21 protein-coding genes, 1 tRNA gene and 1 pseudogene are annotated in these 21,043 nt (G+C 35.4%); 20 read left to right on the top strand and 3 right to left on the bottom strand.

The features are described 5' to 3' along the window. Nucleotides 1-43 precede the first annotated feature (43 nt). A tRNA-Pro gene (locus Q0410_RS06830) sits at nucleotides 44-120 on the bottom strand. Nucleotides 121-331: 211 nt separating this feature from the next. Between Q0410_RS06830 and Q0410_RS06825 the strand changes: the two genes are divergently transcribed. The 5 genes from Q0410_RS06825 (at nucleotide 332) to Q0410_RS06805 (ending at nucleotide 4,727) form a co-directional block, all read left to right on the top strand. Continuing rightward, nucleotides 332-1,063: an NAD-dependent protein deacylase gene (locus tag Q0410_RS06825; RefSeq protein ID WP_299034721.1), complete on the top strand. Its 732-nt coding sequence runs from the start codon at nucleotides 332-334 to the stop codon at nucleotides 1,061-1,063. Then, nucleotides 1,064-1,438: a hypothetical protein gene (locus tag Q0410_RS06820; protein WP_299034718.1), complete on the top strand. Its 375-nt coding sequence runs from the start codon at nucleotides 1,064-1,066 to the stop codon at nucleotides 1,436-1,438. 115 nt (nucleotides 1,439-1,553) lie between these two features. Continuing rightward, nucleotides 1,554-2,729 (top strand): coenzyme F420-0:L-glutamate ligase, encoded by a 1,176-nt coding sequence (locus Q0410_RS06815; RefSeq protein WP_299034714.1) that lies wholly within the window; start codon nucleotides 1,554-1,556, stop codon nucleotides 2,727-2,729. Nucleotides 2,730-2,857: 128 nt separating this feature from the next. Next, nucleotides 2,858-3,790 carry a YitT family protein gene (locus Q0410_RS06810; protein ID WP_299034724.1) on the top strand — a complete coding sequence of 311 codons (933 nt, stop codon included), beginning with the start codon at nucleotides 2,858-2,860 and terminating at the stop codon, nucleotides 3,788-3,790. A gap of 46 nt (nucleotides 3,791-3,836) precedes the next feature. After that, entirely contained in the window at nucleotides 3,837-4,727 is an 891-nt protein-coding gene (locus tag Q0410_RS06805; protein ID WP_299034711.1) for a hypothetical protein, read from the top strand. A gap of 39 nt (nucleotides 4,728-4,766) precedes the next feature. Here the strand turns inward: Q0410_RS06805 and rd are convergent, their stop codons facing one another. After that, nucleotides 4,767-4,925 (bottom strand): rubredoxin, encoded by a 159-nt coding sequence (rd, locus tag Q0410_RS06800; RefSeq protein WP_296112396.1) that lies wholly within the window; start codon nucleotides 4,923-4,925, stop codon nucleotides 4,767-4,769. Between the two features lie 151 nt (nucleotides 4,926-5,076). Between rd and Q0410_RS06795 the strand changes: the two genes are divergently transcribed. From Q0410_RS06795 to Q0410_RS06750, 10 genes are all read left to right on the top strand, one after another. Continuing rightward, the gene (locus Q0410_RS06795) at nucleotides 5,077-5,454 is read left to right on the top strand and encodes an ATP-binding protein (protein WP_299034706.1); all 378 of its coding nucleotides are present in this window, start codon (nucleotides 5,077-5,079) and stop codon (nucleotides 5,452-5,454) included. Between the two features lie 101 nt (nucleotides 5,455-5,555). Next, a complete protein-coding gene (typA, locus tag Q0410_RS06790) occupies nucleotides 5,556-7,373 on the top strand; it encodes a translational GTPase TypA (RefSeq protein ID WP_299034703.1) in 1,818 nt (605 codons plus the stop codon). 8 nt (nucleotides 7,374-7,381) lie between these two features. After that, nucleotides 7,382-7,972 (top strand): hypothetical protein, encoded by a 591-nt coding sequence (locus Q0410_RS06785; protein WP_299034700.1) that lies wholly within the window; start codon nucleotides 7,382-7,384, stop codon nucleotides 7,970-7,972. A 3-nt stretch (nucleotides 7,973-7,975) separates the two neighbouring features. Beyond that, nucleotides 7,976-8,611 (top strand): redox-sensing transcriptional repressor Rex, encoded by a 636-nt coding sequence (locus Q0410_RS06780; protein WP_299034697.1) that lies wholly within the window; start codon nucleotides 7,976-7,978, stop codon nucleotides 8,609-8,611. Continuing rightward, nucleotides 8,612-10,534: a ribosomal protection-like ABC-F family protein gene (abc-f, locus tag Q0410_RS06775; RefSeq protein ID WP_299034694.1), complete on the top strand. Its 1,923-nt coding sequence runs from the start codon at nucleotides 8,612-8,614 to the stop codon at nucleotides 10,532-10,534. Between the two features lie 44 nt (nucleotides 10,535-10,578). After that, on the top strand, nucleotides 10,579-11,115 hold the full coding sequence (amaP, locus tag Q0410_RS06770; protein WP_299034691.1) for an alkaline shock response membrane anchor protein AmaP: 537 nt from the start codon (nucleotides 10,579-10,581) through the stop codon (nucleotides 11,113-11,115). After that, on the top strand, nucleotides 11,105-11,389 hold the full coding sequence (locus tag Q0410_RS06765; protein ID WP_299034688.1) for a DUF2273 domain-containing protein: 285 nt from the start codon (nucleotides 11,105-11,107) through the stop codon (nucleotides 11,387-11,389). Before amaP ends, Q0410_RS06765 begins: the two co-directional genes overlap by 11 nt. 10 nt (nucleotides 11,390-11,399) lie before the next feature. Next, nucleotides 11,400-11,855 carry an Asp23/Gls24 family envelope stress response protein gene (locus Q0410_RS06760; protein ID WP_299034685.1) on the top strand — a complete coding sequence of 152 codons (456 nt, stop codon included), beginning with the start codon at nucleotides 11,400-11,402 and terminating at the stop codon, nucleotides 11,853-11,855. A 42-nt stretch (nucleotides 11,856-11,897) separates the two neighbouring features. Further along, a complete protein-coding gene (locus Q0410_RS06755; RefSeq protein WP_299034683.1) occupies nucleotides 11,898-13,121 on the top strand; it encodes an AI-2E family transporter in 1,224 nt (407 codons plus the stop codon). A gap of 86 nt (nucleotides 13,122-13,207) precedes the next feature. Next, the gene (locus Q0410_RS06750) at nucleotides 13,208-14,638 is read left to right on the top strand and encodes a hypothetical protein (RefSeq protein WP_299034680.1); all 1,431 of its coding nucleotides are present in this window, start codon (nucleotides 13,208-13,210) and stop codon (nucleotides 14,636-14,638) included. 50 nt (nucleotides 14,639-14,688) lie between these two features. Here Q0410_RS06750 and Q0410_RS06745 read toward each other — a convergent pair whose 3' ends face one another. Next, on the bottom strand, nucleotides 14,689-15,303 hold the full coding sequence (locus tag Q0410_RS06745) for a thiamine diphosphokinase (RefSeq protein ID WP_299034677.1): 615 nt from the start codon (nucleotides 15,301-15,303) through the stop codon (nucleotides 14,689-14,691). Between the two features lie 90 nt (nucleotides 15,304-15,393). On the opposite strand from Q0410_RS06745, the gene Q0410_RS06740 reads away from it, so the two are divergent. The 5 genes and pseudogenes from Q0410_RS06740 to Q0410_RS06720 all read left to right on the top strand — a co-directional run. Next, on the top strand, nucleotides 15,394-16,611 hold the full coding sequence (locus Q0410_RS06740; protein WP_299034675.1) for an AI-2E family transporter: 1,218 nt from the start codon (nucleotides 15,394-15,396) through the stop codon (nucleotides 16,609-16,611). Beyond that, entirely contained in the window at nucleotides 16,589-17,188 is a 600-nt protein-coding gene (locus Q0410_RS06735) for a hypothetical protein (protein WP_299034672.1), read from the top strand. The genes Q0410_RS06740 and Q0410_RS06735 overlap by 23 nt, the downstream gene beginning before the upstream one ends. 316 nt (nucleotides 17,189-17,504) lie before the next feature. After that, a complete protein-coding gene (locus Q0410_RS06730; RefSeq protein ID WP_299034669.1) occupies nucleotides 17,505-19,880 on the top strand; it encodes a glycogen/starch/alpha-glucan phosphorylase in 2,376 nt (791 codons plus the stop codon). Nucleotides 19,881-19,889: 9 nt separating this feature from the next. Beyond that, nucleotides 19,890-20,684 (top strand): ZIP family metal transporter, encoded by a 795-nt coding sequence (locus Q0410_RS06725; RefSeq protein WP_299034666.1) that lies wholly within the window; start codon nucleotides 19,890-19,892, stop codon nucleotides 20,682-20,684. A gap of 121 nt (nucleotides 20,685-20,805) precedes the next feature. Next, nucleotides 20,806-21,043: pseudogene (locus tag Q0410_RS06720) on the top strand (alpha/beta hydrolase); the annotation flags it as partial.

Raw genomic sequence — 21,043 nt, 5'->3', positions numbered from 1 at the left:
TTTTAGGGAAATAAAAAATAGCAACATCTGTTGCTAAATTGAATGGTCGGGGTGAAAGGATTCGAACCTTCGACCTCATGTTCCCAAAACACGCGCGCTACCAAGCTGCGCCACACCCCGTTGCTGCTGACTATTATAATATACTATATAAAAAATATTTTGTCAAATCTTTTTTGGAGTTTTTTAAAGATTTCTTTATTATTTGGACCTTTCTCTCTCAAAAAGTCTATGATTATAATACCACATATTTTTCCCTTTGTAAAATGATTTTTTAAATCTCTTGTAAGTCTTGCTTTAAAGATTATAATAATAGTAGATAGGAAGGGATAATATGAATACTCTTAATGAAGTTAAAAAAATTATTAATGATTCAAATAATATAGTGTTTTTTGGAGGAGCAGGAGTTTCTACTGCCTCAGGTGTGCCTGATTTTAGGTCGGCTACAGGGCTTTATAATAGAGAAAACAATTCCAAGTATTCTCCAGAGTATATGCTTAGCCATGAATTTTTTGTAAACCATCCTGATGAGTTTATGACTTATTGCAAGGAAAATCTTATGCTTGAGGGGATTAAGCCTAATAAGGCCCACTTAGCTTTAGCAAAACTTGAAAAGATGGGCAAGCTCAAGGCTGTTATTACCCAAAATATAGATAGTCTCCACCAAGAAGCAGGTAGTAAAAATGTTATCGAGCTTCACGGAAATTTGAGGGATTATTATTGTGTAAAATGTTCTAAGAATTTTGACCTTGACTATGTCAAGAAATTCCCTGCAGAGGCTCATTGTGATAAGTGTGGGGGTATTGTTAGACCTGATATTGTCCTTTATGGAGAGGGTCTTGATCAAAATAACATTTCCTATGCGGTTAATCTTATAGCCAAAGCTGATGTTTTAATTATTGGAGGCACTAGTCTTGTGGTTTATCCTGCAGCGGGTCTTATAGATTTTTATAGGGGTAATAAACTAGTTTTGATTAATAAGGATACTACTCCTCGTGATAGTGTAGCAGATTATATTATTAATGGTGATATAGCAGAAGTTATGGATAGTTTGGTAGGTGATTAGGTGCAAAAAAAATATGGTATAGATGAATACGGGATATTTTTAGTTTGGATAGCTATTGTAGCAGTGGTAATATCTCATTTTATTGAGTCTACTGTTTTAAATGGTATTTCTAGTCTTATTGTAATTTATGCTATCTTTAGGACTATGTCTTCTAATATCCTAAAAAGAAGCAAGGAAAATCAAGTTTTTGTAGATAACGTAATTGATCCTATTAAGGGAGTTTTCGGTAAAAATAATAAAACTAAGGCAAAAGATAAGGGCTTTAAGTATATTTCTTGTCCTTCTTGTGGGCAAAAGCTAAGGATTCCTAAAAATAAGGGCAAGATTAAGGTTAGGTGCCCAAAGTGCAAGGAAAAGTTTGATGCTAAAAGTTAATCTTTTAGCATTTTTTATGTTTTTTTAGAAATATAAATTAATTTAAAACTTTTTAAAGTTTAGTATTTAAATTTTTTGATATGGTTGTATAATTTGGTTGAAAGGGGAGTAATAAATGCCAAGATTAATAGGAACAGTTGCAATGGGCCTTAGGGCACCAATTGTTAAAGAAGGCGACAATTTAGTTGGTATTGTCGGCGATATAGTTGAAGAAGTTGGAGAAAAGGAAGTTAGACTTCGTGATAAGGATGTAGTTGCTATAACTGAATCACTTCTTGCAAGAAGCCAGGGTAATTATGCTACAATAGAGCAAATTGCCAAAGACTTTAAAAATAAGTTTGAGGGTGATGAGGTTGCGATACTTTTTCCAATTCTTTCAAGAAATAGATTTTCGATTTTACTTAAGGCTTTTGCCCTCTCAGGCAAAAAGCTTCATATTTGCCTATCTTACCCATCTGATGAGGTTGGTAATTTCGTTATGGATGAGATGGACCTTTTCAATTCTGATGTAAATGCTTATACTGATGTCTTAAGCCTGGAAGAATTTAGAGAAGTTGCTGGTGATTATAAGCATCTTTTCACAGATATGGCTTATCCAGAATTTTACAAAGAGATTGCAGAAAACTCTGAGATTCATTTCTTAAACAACCCTGTAGATTGTCTTAAGTTTACAGATAATGTTTTAGTTTCTTCAATTCATACTAGAGAACTTGTTAAAAGACAACTTGTAGAAGCTGGAGCTAAGAAAGTTTTAAAACTTGATGAGATTCTTACTGAATCAGTTGATGGATCAGGATATAACCCAGACTATGGTTTATTAGGTTCAAATCTTTCTACAGATAACGTAGTTAAGCTATTTCCAAGGGATGCCCAAGAGTTTGTAGACAGTCTTCAAAAAAGACTAGTAAGTGAAACTGGCAAAAATATAGAAGTTATGGTTTATGGTGATGGGGCTTTCAAAGATCCAGTTGGCCATATTTGGGAGCTTGCAGATCCTATCGTATCACCTGGTTTTACTAGTGGACTTACAGGTACACCTAATGAACTTAAGTTAAAATATGTAGCTGATAATGACCTATCAGACCTATCCGGTGAAGAAGCTGCAGAAGAATTTAAGAAACTTGTAAGAAATAAGGATAAAAATACAGATTCTAATAAGAGACTAGGTACTACACCTAGACAGATTACTGACCTTTTAGGTTCTTTATCTGACCTTGTTTCAGGTTCTGGAGATAAGGGAACACCTGTTGTTTTAATCCAAGGTTATTTCGATAATTATTCAAATGATTAGGTAAAAAATTAATATTAAATAAATGAACCAACTTTGGCTAGGAGGCTAGAATAAAAGTTGGTTCATTGTATAATTGATACATGCATAGAGATGCAAATTTTATAAAATTTGGAGAGTAAAAATTGAAAATTGATGACCCTATTGATACAGATCAAAATAAAATCAAGCAGGCTAAAAACATTGACGAACGCAATGTAAAGACTAGGGAGTATAAGATTTTTTGGATGAGTTTTGCAGCTATTCTTATGGCCTGTGGAACCCACTTTTTTAAATATCCCAACTCCTTTGTAATCGGTGGAGTAGAGGGAATGAGTATTATAAGTTCGATGTTTGTACCCTTTAGTCGTCCCCAACTAACCTTATTTTACAACCTAACCTTACTTGTGATAGGATTTTTTATTTTTGGTAAGAAATTTACAGTAAGGACTGGCTATGTAGCCATTCTTAACTCCCTTACTGCCCTTGCCCTAGATAAGGTATTTCCAATCCAGGGTTCTCTTACTGACAATAAGATGCTTGAGCTAATCTTTACCCTACTTATGTCATCTGTAGGATCAGCTATCTTATTTAACCTGGCAGCCTCATCTGGTGGTACAGATATCATCGCTATGATTATGAAAAAATACACATCCTTAGAGGTAGGTAAGTCCCTTTTGGTGGTGGATTCTATTTTTACCATAGCATCTATAAAGATATTTGGCATAGAGATAGGACTTTTCTCTATCCTAGGCCTTTTGACGAAGGGAATCTTTGTTGATATGATAATAGGCTCTATGAATACGGCCAAGCTTTTTATAATAATCACATCCAAGACAGAAGAAGTAGGAAGCTTTATTAAAAAAGAACTTAATAGGTCGGCTACCATAGTAGATGCCAGAGGACTTTATAAGGGATCTAATATTTCAGTGTTTTTCTGTGTCACATCTACCTTTGAATCCGCAAAGTTTAGGTCCTTTATCAAAAAAATCGACCCTTATTCATTTATCACCATCCTAAATACCTCATCAATTATAGGCAAGGGTTGGTATTCATCAGATGATACTTTAGATAGTGATGAGTGATTGTTTAAAGGCCTATCTACGGGTAAAATCTTAGTAGGAAGGTGAGATGATGCTGAAAGTTATAAAAACAATTTTAATAGGCTTTTTAACTTTTAACCTTACCCTTACAAGTTTTGCAGCAGAGGAAGAGCCAGTTAAGGATGATACTAACCAAAAGGCTGGAGAGAAGATAATAATAACCGAAAGTGTTAAGCCAGCTTTAAAGGCAAAGGAAAATCCTGCTGAGTCTGATAAAAGCGGGGAAAATAAGACCCCTCCCAAGGAAGAAGCAAACAAAAAAGAGGAAACTAAGGTCACAAAACCTGGGGAAAGTAAAAAGGAAGAGACTTTTTATAGGGAAAGTCCAGAAAAGCTTTCGGAAGATAAGAATGCTAGGCTAGAGAAAGAAAAAAAGGCTGAAATGGAAAAGCTAGATAAAGAAGTTGATGAGCTTGTAAAGAAGCTAGATAAAAACTCCAATCTATCAAAGGCCCTAGCAGAAGTTGAGACGTCTATAACTAAGGATGAGAAGGCGAGTGCAAAGAGTAAGGACGTAAGCATAAAGACTCAAGCGGTGCTTAAAGACTACAGCGAAAGAATAAAGTCTGCAAGTACAGAAAATGAGAGAAAAAAGCTAGAAAATGAAGCGGTAAATAGAATCAAATCTATAAAAAAAGCTGATTTAAACCCTACAAGTAGGGATGATGGAGATTCTAAAGAAGACCTACCAGAAAAAAAGAAAAAAATTCTTCTAGAGGTAAAACCTGATAAAGAAGAAGATGATGATAGAAATCAGATCTTAGCCCTAAATCCTAGTGAAGAAGAAAGGGAAGAAAAGAGATTTTTCCTTGAAAACCCCATAGTAATAGTTACCCTTATTTTTGTGATAGCCTTGGTAATTGTTATAGGGATAGTTATTAGAAGAAAAGAGAAAAAAGAAAATCTTGATGAATATTAAGTAAAATAAAAGAGGCCCATAAGGCCTCTTAATTTTTTATTATTCTTGAGCTTCGAACATGTCTTTGCCTACTCCACAAACTGGGCAAACCCAATCTTCTGGAAGATCAGCAAATTCTGTACCGGCATCAATACCGTTATCAACATCACCTTCAGCTGGATCATAAATGTATCCACATGCTGTACATACGTATTTCATAAAATATCTCCTTTCATAATCTACTATGTTTTTATTATACCACAGATTTAAAAAAGTAAACAATTTTTCTAGAATAAGTTTAAATAGAGTTAAAAATTATAAAAATGATAGGAAAATTTAAAATAGGGTATCAATCTTTTAGGAGCAAGTAATGGAGATAATTAGAACGGTCATACATTCTGACCTTAAAGATATAAAAAAATTTAGGGATAAGTTTATAACTATGCTTGAAGATAGGCTTTTTGAAGATAGTGAAATCTATAGGCTAAGGCTTATTTTAGACGAACTTACGGCAAATTCTTATAAGCATGGCAATAAAAAAGATAAGTCTAGGCTTATAGAAATATCTGTAGTCTTTGATAATTCCTACTCACTAATCAAGGTAAAAGATCAGGGAGAGGGGATAAACCCGGGATTTCACGGAGATAAATTTGCACCAAATGGCAGGGGCATAGACCTTGTCAAAAAACTTTCTGATGAGGTTATTATAGATAAGTCTACTATTGCTTGCCTTATATTAAATTCTTAACAACATTCTTAAGAGGATGTTTTTATTTGCCATTTATTGATAATTAATTAACATTAGGTATAATATATTGATAGAATTTGTTACCATGAAAGAAGGATTTAATGATTAGAGAAGATGTTAGAAATGTAGCAATTATTGCCCACGTAGACCATGGTAAGACAACACTTGTAGATGGTCTTTTAAAAACATCAGGTTTATTTAGAGAAAATGAAGCAGTTAAAGATAGGGTTATGGATTCTGATTCTATAGAAAAAGAAAGAGGAATCACTATACTTGCTAAAAATACTGCTGTATCTTATAAAGATATGAAGATAAATATCATAGACACTCCAGGCCACGCCGATTTTGGTGGAGAGGTTGAGAGGGTCTTAAATATGGCAGAATCGGTTGTACTTGTAGTAGACAGCCATGAAGGACCTATGCCACAAACTAAGTTTGTTTTAAAAAAGGCTATAGAAATGGGGCTACCTGCCATAATTTGTATAAATAAAGTCGATAGACCAGATGAGAGGGTAGATGAGGTTGAAGATGAAATCTTAGATTTATTTATCTCCCTAGATGCAGATGAATCTTATCTTGAAAGTCCCTTTGTCTATGCCTCAGCAAAACAAGGCTGGGCAAGCTTAGAAAAGGGTCAAGTTAAGGAAGATATGACAGATCTTTTAGATACTATTATCGAGTATACTCCTAGTTTTGAAGCAGAAGATACAGATGATTTTAAGGTCTTAGTTTCAACTACAGACTACAATGACTACCTAGGTACTATTGCCATTGGTAAGGTAGAATGTGGGACAATAAAGAAAAATGACCTAGCTGTTATTACAAATTATAATGAAAAAGATAGGCTAGTTAAGTCAAAAATCGTAACTATCTATGAGTTTGACGGCCTAAATAGGGTTGAAGTTGAAGAATCTAAGTTTGGCTCTATAGTAGCCATCTCTGGTATGGAAGATATAGGTATCGGAGATACCATAGGTACAGAAAATGATCACGAGCCAATAGAGTTTACAAAGATTTCAGAACCAACCCTTTCTATGACTTTCTCTGTAAATGATTCACCATTTGCAGGTCGTGATGGAAAATATGTAACAAGTAGACATATCAGAGATAGACTTTATAAAGAGGCAACTACAGATGTTTCTCTTAAGGTAGAGCCTACAGATACTACTGAGGCCTTTAAGGTATCAGGTAGGGGTGAACTTCACCTATCTGTACTTATAGAAAACCTAAGAAGAGAAGGTTATGAATTCCAAGTTTCAAAACCAGAGGTAATGTTTAAAACTGATGAAAATGGCAAAAAGCTTGAACCAATTGAACTTGCAACTATAGATGTTGACCAAGAGTATACAGGATCAGTTATAGAAAAACTTGGCCGCAGAAAGGGTGAGATGATAGACATGCACCCATCAAGCTCAGGTTATACTAGGCTTATCTTTAGGATACCAGCCAGAGGTCTTATAGGTTATAGGACAGAGTTTATGACCGATACCAAGGGTACAGGTATTTTAAATACAGAATTTGAAGGCTATGCGAGATACAAGGGAGATCTTGAAAGAAGACCTCTAGGTTCTCTTATTGCCACAGAAAAAGGGCTTGCTACAGCCTATGGCCTAAATGCAGCCCAATCAAGAGGTCAATTATTTACAGAACCAGGTGAGGAAATCTACGAAGGCTTAATAGTAGGTTCCAATGCCAAGGGTCTAGACATAGATGTAAATGTCTGCAAAAAGAAAAAAATGACCAATACCAGGGCTAGTGGTAACGACGATGCCATAGTCCTTACGCCAGCTAAGAAGATGAGTGTAGAAGAAATGATGGAGTTTGTTGAAGAAGACGAACTAATTGAGATAACTCCTCACAATCTAAGGATTAGAAAGAAAATCCTAGGTTCCCAAAAGAGGTATAAGTCTAAAAAATAGGAGTAGGTATGGAAAATAAGTTTGAAAGAGGGATTAGCAAGGTCTTAGTCTTTCTTATCATGATCTTATTTCTCTTAACTATCTCACAAAGATTTGTAAGCGGATGGTTTTTAAGCCTTAGCTGGTATATAGTTTTTTTACTATCATGGGCTGGCATGCTTTTTTACAGCTTTGATGTACTTTTAAACAAAAAGGCCAGGGGCTTTTCCATCTTTCTTGCAATAATTACGAGCATATCATTTGCGTTCTTATCTATCCACGGCCTATCAGCCTTGGCAATTTTTATAAGAGCGCTACCTCGTAAGATTGTGATTAATAACGATTTCTTCCTAAGCTATAACCAGCTAATCTTTTATTCAAGCTTGGTTGTAGTGTATTTTTTCCACCTAATAAATGCTGTTTGGCTAAGGGATAAAAAAGAAGACATAGAAGTTAAAGAAAAAATAAGTGAAGAAGAGTTAAGAAGAATTAGAGATAGTAAGTTAGATAGTATAATAGCTGAGATTGATAATGAAAATGACAGTCTAAGCGATGAGGATAGGCAGATACTAAATTCTCATATCTTAAATGATGGAGATGAAGAAGGATCGGAGATTTAATTTATGGCTAAGCAGAATATTTCTTTGTCAGTAATAAAAAGACTTCCTAAGTACTATAGGTACCTGGAAAGTATTAATGAAAAGGGAATAATTAGAGTATCTTCTAAGGAGCTATCAGAAATAACAGGCCTTACAGCCAGTCAAATCAGGCAGGATTTAAACCATTTTGGTTGTTTTGGCCAACAAGGTTATGGCTACAATGTAAAGGAGCTTATAGGAGAGTTATCAAAGATTATAGGTGTTGGTAAAGACTATAAGTTGGTGCTTATAGGCTATGGTAATATAGGCCACGCCCTTTACCAATACATGTCCTTTAGAGATCTAGGCTATGAGTTTGAGGCAGTTTTTGATAAGGAAGCAAAAAGCCTGTCAGATGGTAACTTAGATGTAAGAGATGTAGAAGAACTTTCTGATTTTTTAAAAACCAATAAGGTTGACATAGGGATTATAGCTACACCAAAACAAGCGGCACAGGATGTGGCAGATATACTATGTGAAGGTGGTGTCAAGGGCATTTGGAACTTCTCACCAGTTGATTTAAAGGTATCAAACGGGGTAGTTATAGAATCTGTTCACCTTGATGAATCACTATTTACCCTCACATACTTTATGAATTCCCCAGAGGATTTTATATTTTAAATGAATGTACTTAATGTATCAAACTTGGCTAAGGCTTATCCAAATAAGGAGATATTTTCTGGCCTAAGTTTTAATTTGGAAAAGGGAGATAAGGCAGGACTAGTTGGACTAAACGGTGCTGGCAAGTCTACCCTTTTTTATATCCTAACAGGTAGGCTAGATCCTGACGATGGGAAGATTTTTATCCCCCAAGAAGTAAAGGTTGGATATTTAGAGCAGATCCTAAGCCTTGATAGTGATATGACTATCTATGATTATTGCCTGTCAGTTTTTGACGATCTAATCAAGCTTGAAAGTGAGATTAGAGATTTAGAAAAGAAGATGAGCACGGAAAAAGACCCTGACAAGCTTGCCGCAATCATGGATGAGTACACAAGAAAATCAGAAACCTACCATAGTAAAAATGGTTATGCTATAGAAAGTGAGCTAGAAGGCACGCTTGCTGCTATGGGTTTTGCCAAAGAAGATTTTGATAAAAAAATCACAGATCTTTCTGGTGGGCAAAAAGCCAGGGTAGAACTTGCGGGACTTTTACTTGAAAAGCCAGATCTACTCTTGCTAGATGAGCCAACCAATCACCTAGATATCAAGGCTATAAATTTCCTTGAAAACTTTATCAAAAACTACAAGGGAACAGCCATTGTTATCTCCCACGACAGGTATTTTTTAGATGCCACAGTCAACAGGATGATGGTCCTAGAATATGGCAAGCTTTCTACTTATACTGGCAACTACACAGTCTTTATGGAAAAGAGAAAAAAAGATAGGGAGGTTAGGATTCACCAATATAAGAGCCAACAAAAGGAGATTGCAAGACAAGAAGAAATTATAGATAGGCTTAAAAACCTGGGTGGATCTAAGAGAAAAAGAGGTATATCCCAATCAAGGTCCAGGCAAAAGCTCTTAGATAAGATGGGAAGAATTGAAAAGCCAGTAGAGCTTGCTGATATGATGAACCTTAAATTTACCCCAAGAATCCAATCCGGTATGGATGTTCTAAAGGTAGAGGACCTTAGGATGAGTTTTGACGATAGGGAGATTTTTAAAAATATTTCCTTTGACGTCTATAGAAATGAAAGAGTTGCCATAATAGGTGATAATGGTGTGGGAAAAACTACCCTCTTTAAGATTATCCTAGGAGAGCTTTTCCAAGATGGGGGTAGGGCCAAGATGGGTGAATCTGTAAATGTGGGCTATTTTGACCAGGAACAAAAGTCCCTTAATGTAGAAAACACCATCTTTGATGAGATAAGAGATACCTTCCCTATGCTTACAAACTTTGAAATAAGGTCCTATCTTGCCAAGTTTATGTTCTATGACACAGATGTCTTTAGGGAAATTTCTGAATTGTCAGGTGGGGAAAGGGCAAGGATATCCCTACTTAAGCTTATGATATCTGATTGTAACTTTATCTTAATGGATGAGCCAACCAACCACCTAGATATAGACAGCAAGGAAATCTTGGAAGATGCGATTTTAGACTTTGAAGGAACCCTCCTTATAATTTCCCACGATAGGTATTTTCTAAATAAGATTGCCTCAAAAATCCTAGATATGAAGGCTGATGGGGTAGATCTTTACCTAGGTAATTATGACTATTACCAAGAAAAACTAAGGGAAATGAGTCTGACTGAAAAAGAAAAGTCTACTGTTACAAAAACCCAAATCAAAAAAGAAAGAAAAAAAGAAAAGCTCAAAAGAGATGAAGTAAGGGCGATAAAGAAAAAAATCAGAGACATAGAAAAAGAGATGGAAGAGATTGATAAAAAACTAAAAGTCCTTACCAAAGAAAGTCTTTCAGAAGGTTTTTATGACGATCAAGAAAGAGTAGCGGAACTGTTTAAGGAAATGAAAGACCTTGAAGATAGGAGAGACTATCTTGATGACCAGCGGCTAAATCTTAATTTAGAGCTTGAAGAGTGATTGAAGAAAATTAAAGAGGGTATCAATTAGCTAAGGAGACTTGTATGGGAAAATTAATGAAATTTTTTTACGGCCTTATGCTTGTGGTTCTGGCCCTATTGGGTGCAATCCTTCTAGCTTTAGGTCTAGGCAATTATGGCCTGGTTGATTATTTTCTGCAATATATCAGATACCCTCTGACCCTAAATATTATCCTAGGTTTGGGTATAGTTTTATTATTGTTTGCAGTTCTTATTTTGACTACTCTTATTAAAGAATCTAACAAGGGCTTCGATATCCTTTTAGAAGATGAGAAGGGAAGTGTCCTTCTTACAAGAAAATCATTAGAATCTGTGATGGAGAAGTCTATAAATAAGTTTTTAGGGGTAGAAAGTGTATCAACTAAGGCAACTATCATCGAAAATGAAAGAATAGAAGCCAAGGCCCTAGCGAATTATTCTGGAAATGAGGAAATAAAAACTCTTTCTGATAGAATTAGGACAGAGATAATCAAAAACTTAGAAGATTTTACAGAAATAAGTGATGTAAGGCTTGATTTAAAGCTTGATAAAAAAGAAGAAGAGAGAAAAGATGGAAGATAAAATCATTAAAAAAGAGCCTAGTATGGCGGATGTCGAGATGAGAAAACTTGATAACAAAGACAGAACTAGAGCCTCTTTTCTTAAATTTTATAAAGTTAATAAAGGCAAGGTAAACTCTCTCATTCTAAGCTTGTTAACGGTTATATGCCTGTTTAATTTTGGTTTTTTCAGAACCTTAGGTATCTGGCTAGTGATGTTAATAGGCTATTTTGTAGGAGCTTATTTTGATAGAGATGTTAGAGCGATGCAAATTATAAGAAAAATTTTAAACTAAGGAGAATATTATGACAGATAATCTAAATAAAGAAGTTAAAAAAGACCTAAACGATGGTAGAGAACTAGAATATGAAGAATCAAAACTTATCATAGAAGATAAGGTAGTTGCCAAAATTGCAAGAATAGCTGTAAACAGCGTAGACGGCATCCTTGAAATGAAGGGCAACATTGCAGATTCAATCGGATCATTCTTTGGTTCAAACGAAAGCAAAAATGCTGGTGTAGATGTAGAGGTTGGCGAAAGAGAAGCAAAAATCAACCTAGATGTAATAATCGAATATGGTAAAAATGCTCGTCAAATGTTCAATGACATCCAAAGAGTAGTTGGCCAAAATGTTAAGGAAATGACTGGTCTTGACGTTGTAACTGTGAATGTGGATGTTGTAGATGTTCTAAACAAACAAGAATATGCTGAAAAGCAACAAAAAGCCAGAGAAGACGATAAAAAACAAAACCAATATTAAACCGTAGGGCTAGATGTTGGCCCTTTTTTATGGAAGGATACAATGAGGGAAATATTTGAAGAAAAAACTAAAAAATATTTTATCATCGGAATCTTACTAATCGGGATATTTTTTGGATTTTTCTACCTAGATAGGATAGGGGAAATCCTAGCTTCCATTTATAAGGTTATAAGGCCTATGATCTATGGCCTTGTGATAGCCTTTATAATAAACCTCCCGATGAATTTTTTTCATGATAAGATTTTTACAAGAATAATAAAGGACGATAAGCACGAGAAACTAAGAAGGAGCCTGGCTCTGATTTTATCCTGGATAATATTTTTTGCTATGATAACCCTAGTTCTTACAGTCCTTATACCAGAACTAACAAGGGCATTTGGAGTAATTACAGCCAATATTCCAGTCTTTATGGATTCTTTGATAGATTTTTTTAATGGGTCTAAGGTTTTTACTAAACTTGCAGAGTTTTTTGCAACCAGGCTTGAGGCAATCAATATAGAAAGGTTAAGCGATAACTTTACCCAAATCATCCAAGATTTTTTCAAGTCTGACTCCAATTTTTTAAACAAAACAGGATCTATAATAAATTCTGTCTCCCAGGCAATACTTGCTATATCAATTGGCTTTGTCTTTTCTCTTTACGTATCAATGAATAAGACTAAGCTAAAAAAGGGAGCTGCAAGACTCGTATTTGCAAACCTCAAGGAAGAAACTGCAAGGCACATAGTCTACGTTTCCAAACTAACCTACGATTCTTTTGCAAGATTTCTAGAAACAAGACTTTTATCCTGCCTTGCCCTAGGGATTGGATGCTTTATAGGGATGACTATCTTAAGGATGCCATCAGCTGGTATGATATCTATCCTTATGGGGGCCTTTGATATGATTCCTTATATAGGTGCTTTTTCCGCGACAGCCATAGGTATAATCCTAATTTTTACCTTTTCTCCAGGCAAGGCCCTAGTATTTTTGATTTTTGTCCTAATTTTGCAAAATGTTCAGCAACAGATATTTTATCCGCTTGTAATAGGCAAGCACCAAGGACTTCCACCAATTTGGATTTTTGTATCGGTAATAATAGGTGGTGGTTTAATGGGACTATTTGGAATGGTCGCTTTTATACCGCTTGCCACTGTAATCTACACGCTCCTTGAAGATAATACAAGAAAGAAATTAAAACATAAAGATATTACAGAAGTTGAACTAGATAAGCTTACGGGAAAAGATTTCTGGGAGCTAAGAGAAGAAAAATCGAAAAACCTTTAACAAACTGTATAATACTCTACTAGTAAGTAGGGTATTTTTTTGTGAAAGGGGCCTCTATGGAAAATCTTTTTAGGCGACAATTTGTTATGGGGAATATAGGCCCAGAAAAATTGCCTAAGACATTTATAGAAGAAAAAATATGTGAAAATTATTATATTTACCACCACAAGGATTTAAACTTTATAAGACTTGATAGACCTGGCAGGAGCCTTATTTTGTTGGGATTTCTAATTGACCCTTATGATTATAAGGCTAGTGATGAGGAGATTTTAGAAAATATCATAGATAATATTTGTGATTTTGAAAATCTCTACAAAAAAACTTTAAGTCTTGGGGGCAGGTGGGTTCTAATTTATAAAGATCAAGAAGATTTCAATATCCTAACCGACCCATCAGGATTAAGACAGGTCTGCTACAATTCAGAAGATAAAATAATCGGTTCAAATCCGGCTATAATAAATTACATAAAAACTCAAGAAAAAAGATCTGACAAAGACTATCATACCTATATAAATTCTAAATTTTATAGGATAAATGAGATGGAATGGTATGGGGATAATACCCATTATAAAAATATCAAAAAGCTTCTTCCTAATTCATATCTTGACCTTAAAATCTTTAAGACTTCATATTTTTGGGCGGATATAGATAAAAAATCCTATGAAGAAAATACGAAAATTGTATCAGAACTTTTGAAAAATCAGCTCAAGGCTATTGACAAAAGAGAGGGAGTCAAGATCCAAAGCCTCACTGCTGGCTATGATTCTAGGGTAATTTTTGCGGCAAGCGAAGCGGCAGGCTGTGATTTTGATTTTTTCTTATCGACCATGAACATCATAGGTGAGGACCATGCAGATATACAAATTGCAAAGAAAATCCTAGCTGATTATGGCAAAAATTTTAATCTAATAGATAATTTAGAATCACTTGATGGAGATTTTATAAAATTTTTGCAAAAATCTGTAGCAGGGACACAAATCCTTCCCAAAACTCTTACAATCCAGCATTTTTACAAAAAAGATGAAGACTTTATCCATGTATCAGGCAACAATTCTGCTGTTTGCAAGGCTTATTATAAAAATTCGTCTTCAGAAAATGGAAAAGATGTCGCTAAAGTGGTTGGTATCCCTAAAAACCTAACAATTTTTAATGATGAATTTGACAAGTGGGTCAAAGAGCGCAAAGATTTTGCCAAAGACAAAGATATTGATCTTATGAAACTTTTTTATTGGGAAATGAGGATGCCAAATTGGGGAGTCCAGTACCAGCAAGAGGCGGATATAGCAATGGAGGAATTTGCCCCCTTCAATAATAGGGAAATCATTCTGAGACTTTTAGAAATGACAAAAATTAAGCCCTATACTGAGGTTTTTGATGACATAATAGCCTATCTTGATCCTAAACTTTTGTCCTATCCAATCAATCCTAGGAGCAAAAAAGAAAAGCTAATGGATTCTGTCAAAAAAAGAGTATCGAAAAGAACTTGGGAAAGGATAAAACTTATAGCAAAAAATTAAATAGGCGAAATTAAAAACTCTTCTTACTGCAAACCAGCAAGAAGAGTTTTTTAAATGTCAAAATCTTCAAAAATTACAAGAAGGGTACCTTCTTTGACATTTATCTTAAAATCACATCCCTTAGTCTCATTTGATACCCCCAGAGCATCGTCATTTGCCATTTGATAATTATCAAGTTCATAGAAAAGTCCCTTAATATCAAGAATGGATTTTTTGGCTAGAGAGAAGATTGACACATAAAAATCTTTTCCGGAATATTTGTAAGTAAAGTTCTTATCAATAAGAAAAATCTCCCTGCGACTTGCCTTAAGTCTTATATCGACTCCCTTGTTTTTATAGTAAAACATGGATTTGATATTTGAAATAGTATGGCTTTCCCTACCGCCAAGACCGCCGTATATTATTATGTCCTTATAGCCTTTTTCTATGGCAAAATCTATGGCTGCAACTGTATCAGTGAAGTCTTTTATAGGGTTAAGGGCAATTACATTTTTAAAATCAGGTTTTGATGATGAGTCAAAGTCTCCAATTAGGTAGTCAGGTACAAGACCAACCTTATTAGCATATTTATAACCCTTATCAGCTGCTATTATTAGGTCGTCTTCCTGGATCTTGTCAAAAAAACCATCGAAGCTTCCCCCTCCTATTATAAAACATTTTTTCATGGCTCCTCCTATCTCTATTATAACATTAAAAGCAGCTAAATTCTCAAAAAATGGTAAAATAGGACTAAGAATTTTAAAAAGAGGAAATATATGAAAGAATTAGATTTAAAGACGAAAAACTTGTTAAGAGTTATTGTAATTGGAATCTTATTATATTTTGGTCTTTACTATATAGGAAATGTGTGGAAAGCCTTCGGTAAATTATACTCAGTTATCCAACCCTTTATCCTAGGTGGGGCCCTAGCCTTTATAATAAGTATTCCGATGAATTTTTTTGAAAGAAAGTTTTCTAAATTAGATAAGAGGGGTAAGCATAAAAAACTCGTCTCAACTTGTGCCCTTTTACTCTCTTGGATACTTGTGATAGCATCCCTTGTTATCCTGGTTAATATCTTGGTCCCATCTATCATAAAGGTTGTTTATACCTTCTCTATTAGGTGGCCAGATTTTGTAGATGAAATTTATAGAATCCTTAAAAAATACCCACTTACAGAACCTTATGCCAATAAATTTAAAAATAGTTTCTCTGGTGTGGGTTGGTACAATGTTAGAAATGCACTTTATACCTTCCTTCAAGGCAAGGACGGAGATATATTCTCAACTGCTACAAGCCTTATGGGATCAATATCAAGTGGGGTTATAGGTGTATTTACTATGTTTGTATTTTCTATATTTGTCCTAATTTACAAACGCATGCTAAAGATAAATAGCATTAGGTTGATGTATGCTATAATGGACGAGAAAAGGGCAGACTACCTAAACAAGGTATTTTCCCTATCTTATAACACCTTTAAAGACTACCTATTTTCAAGACTGATATCTGTTGTTTGCCTATCGGTTTTAACTTATGTGGGTATGTTTGTAATGAGGATACCAAATGCGGCTATGATCTCGGTTCTAGTTGGACTTTCTGACTTGATACCAATCTTTGGTCCGATTTTTGGAACAGGCTTTTCTGTGATTTTAATCTTTATAGAATCACCAGTTAAGGCCCTAGCTTTTTTAATCTACAACCTAGTAATCCAACAAATCCAGGAAAATGCCATCTACCCTGCTATAGCGGGTAATAAAATAGGCCTACCTGCAGTTTGGGTTATGGCATCTGTGACCATAGGTGGATCGCTTTTTGGAGTTTGGGGCATGCTTATTTCAATACCAGTTGTATCTGTTATCTACACCCTAACTCACGAGAAAATCCACGAAAGACTTAGTGAAAAAGGCTTTGACGAGGAGAAACTTCTCGCCAAGGGAGATAAGACTTACAAAATAGAGGATATAGATACTAATGATGAAGCTTACGAGGAGTAAAGATTTCGTCCCTGTTATAAGGGATGGGTCTAAATATTACGGAGGCCACCAAGAGTGGCTAAAATATGCTGGACTTTCAAAATTTTTTAGGGATAGGTCTTGTGTTGTCACAGCCTTTACCAATACCTTTTTCTACTTATTTAAAAAAGGAGAGGTAGACTTCAACCAGTATAATAGGGTCCAATATGAGTTTTATAAGAGACTTAGACCTAAGGCAAATGGCGTACCTACAGCAAAATCCTTATTAAAAAGAATTGACATTATAAACGACGTCCTAGAATTAAACCTATCCTACAGGATGATAGAGGGAAGAATTGTAAAAAGACTAAGTCTAGATGAGATGATATCTTTTATAAATGAGGGACTTGGCAAAGATACACCAGTTATTTTGATAAACTGGCTATCCAAGGATATAGACGTCATGAGCCACCACGGCCTATGTATAACAGAGATGAATGAAAAAGGTGGCAAGCACGAACTAGTGGTATCTTCCTGGGGAAGACGTCATAGGTTTTTCTTGGAAGATTTTTACAATCAAGCAAGGACCTATACAGGTTTGATATATTTTACTAGATGATTTTGGGCGGTTAAATCTGCCTTTTTTATTTATTTTTTTAAGACCTTTAAGCTTGAAATTGCAAGAGATATGTACCTGTCAAAAAGCCAACAAAGTAATTAAACTTGATAAAATTGATAAACACACTATAGTAGGAGTAGAGCAAACTTGTTGATAAAACAAGGTCTAACAAAGATTTTTAACAATTTAGTGTGGTCTCAAAATTTTATTATTTATTAGGAATATTTAGCCACAGAAAATCACAGACATGCTCTTAGGAAAGAAAAACCTAACAAAGAAAAATAGAAATAAAAAATATATATTTATAGGAGGAAAGATGGATAAGTTATCAAAAGACAAGTTTGTCGATCAGTATATGGAAAACTTGCAGAGGATTACCCTAAAGAGATTTGAGGATACCTCAGATAAGGATAGATATGATGCTTTAAGTGCAACTGTAATGGGTCTTGTAAACAAAGACTGGAGAGAAACAAAGGCTAAGTCAAGAAAAGAAAGAAAAGCCTACTATCTTTCAGCAGAATTCTTAATTGGTAGATCTTTAGGTAATAACCTAATCAACCTAGGTATTTATGAAGAAGTAAAGGACTTACTTTGTGAAATCGGAATCGATTTCGAAGCTATAGAAAACTACGAAGATGACGCAGCTTTAGGTAACGGTGGTCTAGGAAGACTTGCTGCTTGCTTTATGGACTCAGCTGCCAGCCAAAACCTAAACCTAGTAGGTTATGGTGTAAGGTATCGTGAGGGTATCTTCAAGCAAGAAATCGAAAAGGGCTTTCAAGTAGAGCACGGAGATAGCTGGATAAAAGATGGAGATGGCTGGTCTATAAGAGTAGACTCTGATGCTAAAATTGTTAAATTTAGAGACCAACAAGTAAAGGCAGTACCATATGATATGCCAGTAGTTGGTTTTGAAAATGGAGTAGTAAATACTCTTAGACTATGGCAATCTGAGCCATTTGAAGAGTTTGACTTTGCTAAGTTTAACAACTTTGAATACGACCAGGCAGTATCTGAGAAAAATAGGGCAGAAGATATAACTAGAGTCCTATATCCAAACGATACGCAAAGAGCAGGTAAGTTATTAAGACTTAAGCAACAATACTTCTTCTGTTCAGCTTCTATCCAAGATATGGTAGAAACATATAAGAGAGACTTCCCAACAGATCTTAAGTTTGAAGAATTTGCAAAATATCACGTTATCCAACTTAACGATACCCACCCAATCATTGCTATTCCTGAGCTAATCAGAGTCTTAGTAGATGAAAATGGAATCTTCTTTGATGATGCTGTAAATATTGCATCCAAGGTATTTGCCTTCACAAACCACACTGTTTTACAAGAAGCCCTTGAAAGATGGTCAGAAGACCTCATGCAAGAAGTAAGCCCAAGATGTCTAGAAATCATCGAACAAATCGATAATAAATTAGTTGATGAATTAAAAGAAAAAGGCTTTAGCGAAGAGCAAATCAAACCATACAGAATTATGGATAATGGATCAGTTCACATGGCAAACCTCGCTATCTACGTAGGTTTTTCTGTAAATGGTGTTGCTGAAATCCACTCACAAATCCTAAAAGACGATACTTTCAAGGAATGGTATAAGATAAGTCCTGAGAAATTTAACAACAAAACCAATGGTATCACACCAAGAAGATGGCTTGTTTACTCAAATAGAGAACTAACAAACTTCATCACAGAAAAACTTGGCACTGACGCTTGGAAGACAGACCTAGCTATGCTTAAGGGACTTGAACAATACCTAGATGATGAAAAAGTATTAAACGAACTTTGGGATATCAAGCAAGAAAAGAAAAACCAACTTGCAAAATATATCCTAGAACATGAAGGAATAAAAATCGATCCAGAGTCAATCTTTGATATTCAAATCAAGAGGATTCACGAATACAAGAGACAACACTTAAATATCCTTCACATCATCCACCTCTACCACAAACTAAAAAATAACCCAGACCTCGACTTTACACCAACAACCTTTATCTTTGGTGGTAAGGCAGCTCCAGGCTATTTTAGAGCAAAAGGTATGATAAAACTTGCCAACGAAGTAGCAAGAGTTGTAAATAACGATCCTGATGTAAACAAAAAGATGAAAGTTATCTTCGTAGAAAACTACAGGGTAACCTACGCTGAAAAACTCTTCCCAGCTTGTGATGTATCTGAACAAATCTCAACAGCTGGTAAGGAAGCAAGCGGTACAGGTAATATGAAATTTATGCTAAACGGTGCCCTAACCCTTGGAACCCTTGACGGAGCCAACGTAGAAATCTTCGCAGAAGCAGGAGAAGAGAACAACTACAGGTTTGGTGCAACAGTAGAAGAACTAGCAGAAATTGCTGATTCATATAAGCCATTTGAATACTACAGCAAGGATGAAAACATAAAAGACGTGGTAGATAGTCTAGTAAGTGGAGAATTTAATGACAATGACTCCTACTACTTCCTAGATATCTATAACGAACTAATCAAGCCACAAGACGGTAGCAGGGGAGACCAATACTACCTATTAAAAGACTTTGAATCTTATAGGAAGACCCACGAAAAATTAAACAAAGAATACAGAAATAAACTTGACTGGTCAAGAAAATGTCTAAAGAATATTGCAAATGCAGGATTTTTCTCATCAGATAGGACAATCCTAAACTACGCTGACGATATTTGGAAAATCGACTAGGAAAAAACAATGAACAAGGATTTATTACTAGGAGTGATGATTCCTTTTATAGGCACCACACTCGGCGCAGCCTGCGTTTATATAATGAAAAACGAACTAAAAGATAGGGTTCAAAAGGGCCTATCTGGCTTTGCAGCGGGAGTAATGGTAGCAGCATCAATCTGGTCCCTTCTTATGCCATCAATGGAAATGGTAGAAGAAAAAATGGGGATTATGGCCTGGGTGCCAGCAGCTGTTGGATTTTTAGTAGGAATAGCCTTCTTACTTTTCCTAGACTCAGTAATCCCCCACCAGCATATTGACTCTGACCATCCAGAAGGGATGAAGGCAGAAAGCCTTAGAAAAACAACCATGATGGTTCTTGCGGTAATAATCCACAACATTCCAGAAGGAATGGCCGTAGGAGTATCCTTCGCTGGAGTTCTTTACGGCAAGGGCGATCTAACAATGGCAGGGGCCATGGTCCTTGCCATAGGAATAGCCATCCAAAACTTCCCGGAAGGAGCTATTATCTCCATGCCCCTAAAGGCAGTAGGTGTAAGTAAACATAAGGCCTTCGGCATGGGAGTATTCTCAGGCATAGTAGAGCCAATAGCGGCTATTGTTACCATATTATTATCATCAGTAATGGTCCCAATCTTGCCATATCTCTTATCCTTTGCGGCAGGAGCTATGATGTATGTCGTAGTAGAAGAATTAGTACCAGAAGCCACAGGAGAAGGTGAAAGCCACACCAACATAGGAACAATCGGCTTTGCCGTAGGTTTTGTGGTAATGATGATCCTTGATGTAATGCTCGGATAAATTAACAAGGAATCCCGTCTGGGGTTCTTTTTTTGTCTTATTTTACATAGATTTGACAAATGGGTGCTATAATAAGGGGAAGAATAGAATACAAAATCAAAAGAAGATGCTGGAGGTTTCTATGAAAAAAGTTTTAAGGAATATTTTTATCGGCATAATTATATTGTTAATCCTAGGGGCAATCGGAATTTCAATCTTTACAGGCAAGGCTGTTTTTGATGGCTACACCAATGTCGTTAGCAGGGAAGAGACGGGTAAAAATTCTATGGAATATAAAAAAGATTATGATGATTTGGTAAAAAACTATGATTTAGAAAAGTTTGAAATTGAAGATAAAAATTTAGATCATAAGATACCTG

The organism is uncultured Anaerococcus sp. (assembly GCF_937934665.1).
Classification (GTDB): Bacteria; Bacillota; Clostridia; order Tissierellales; family Peptoniphilaceae; genus Anaerococcus.
This window is presented reverse-complemented; position numbering and strand designations above follow the sequence as displayed.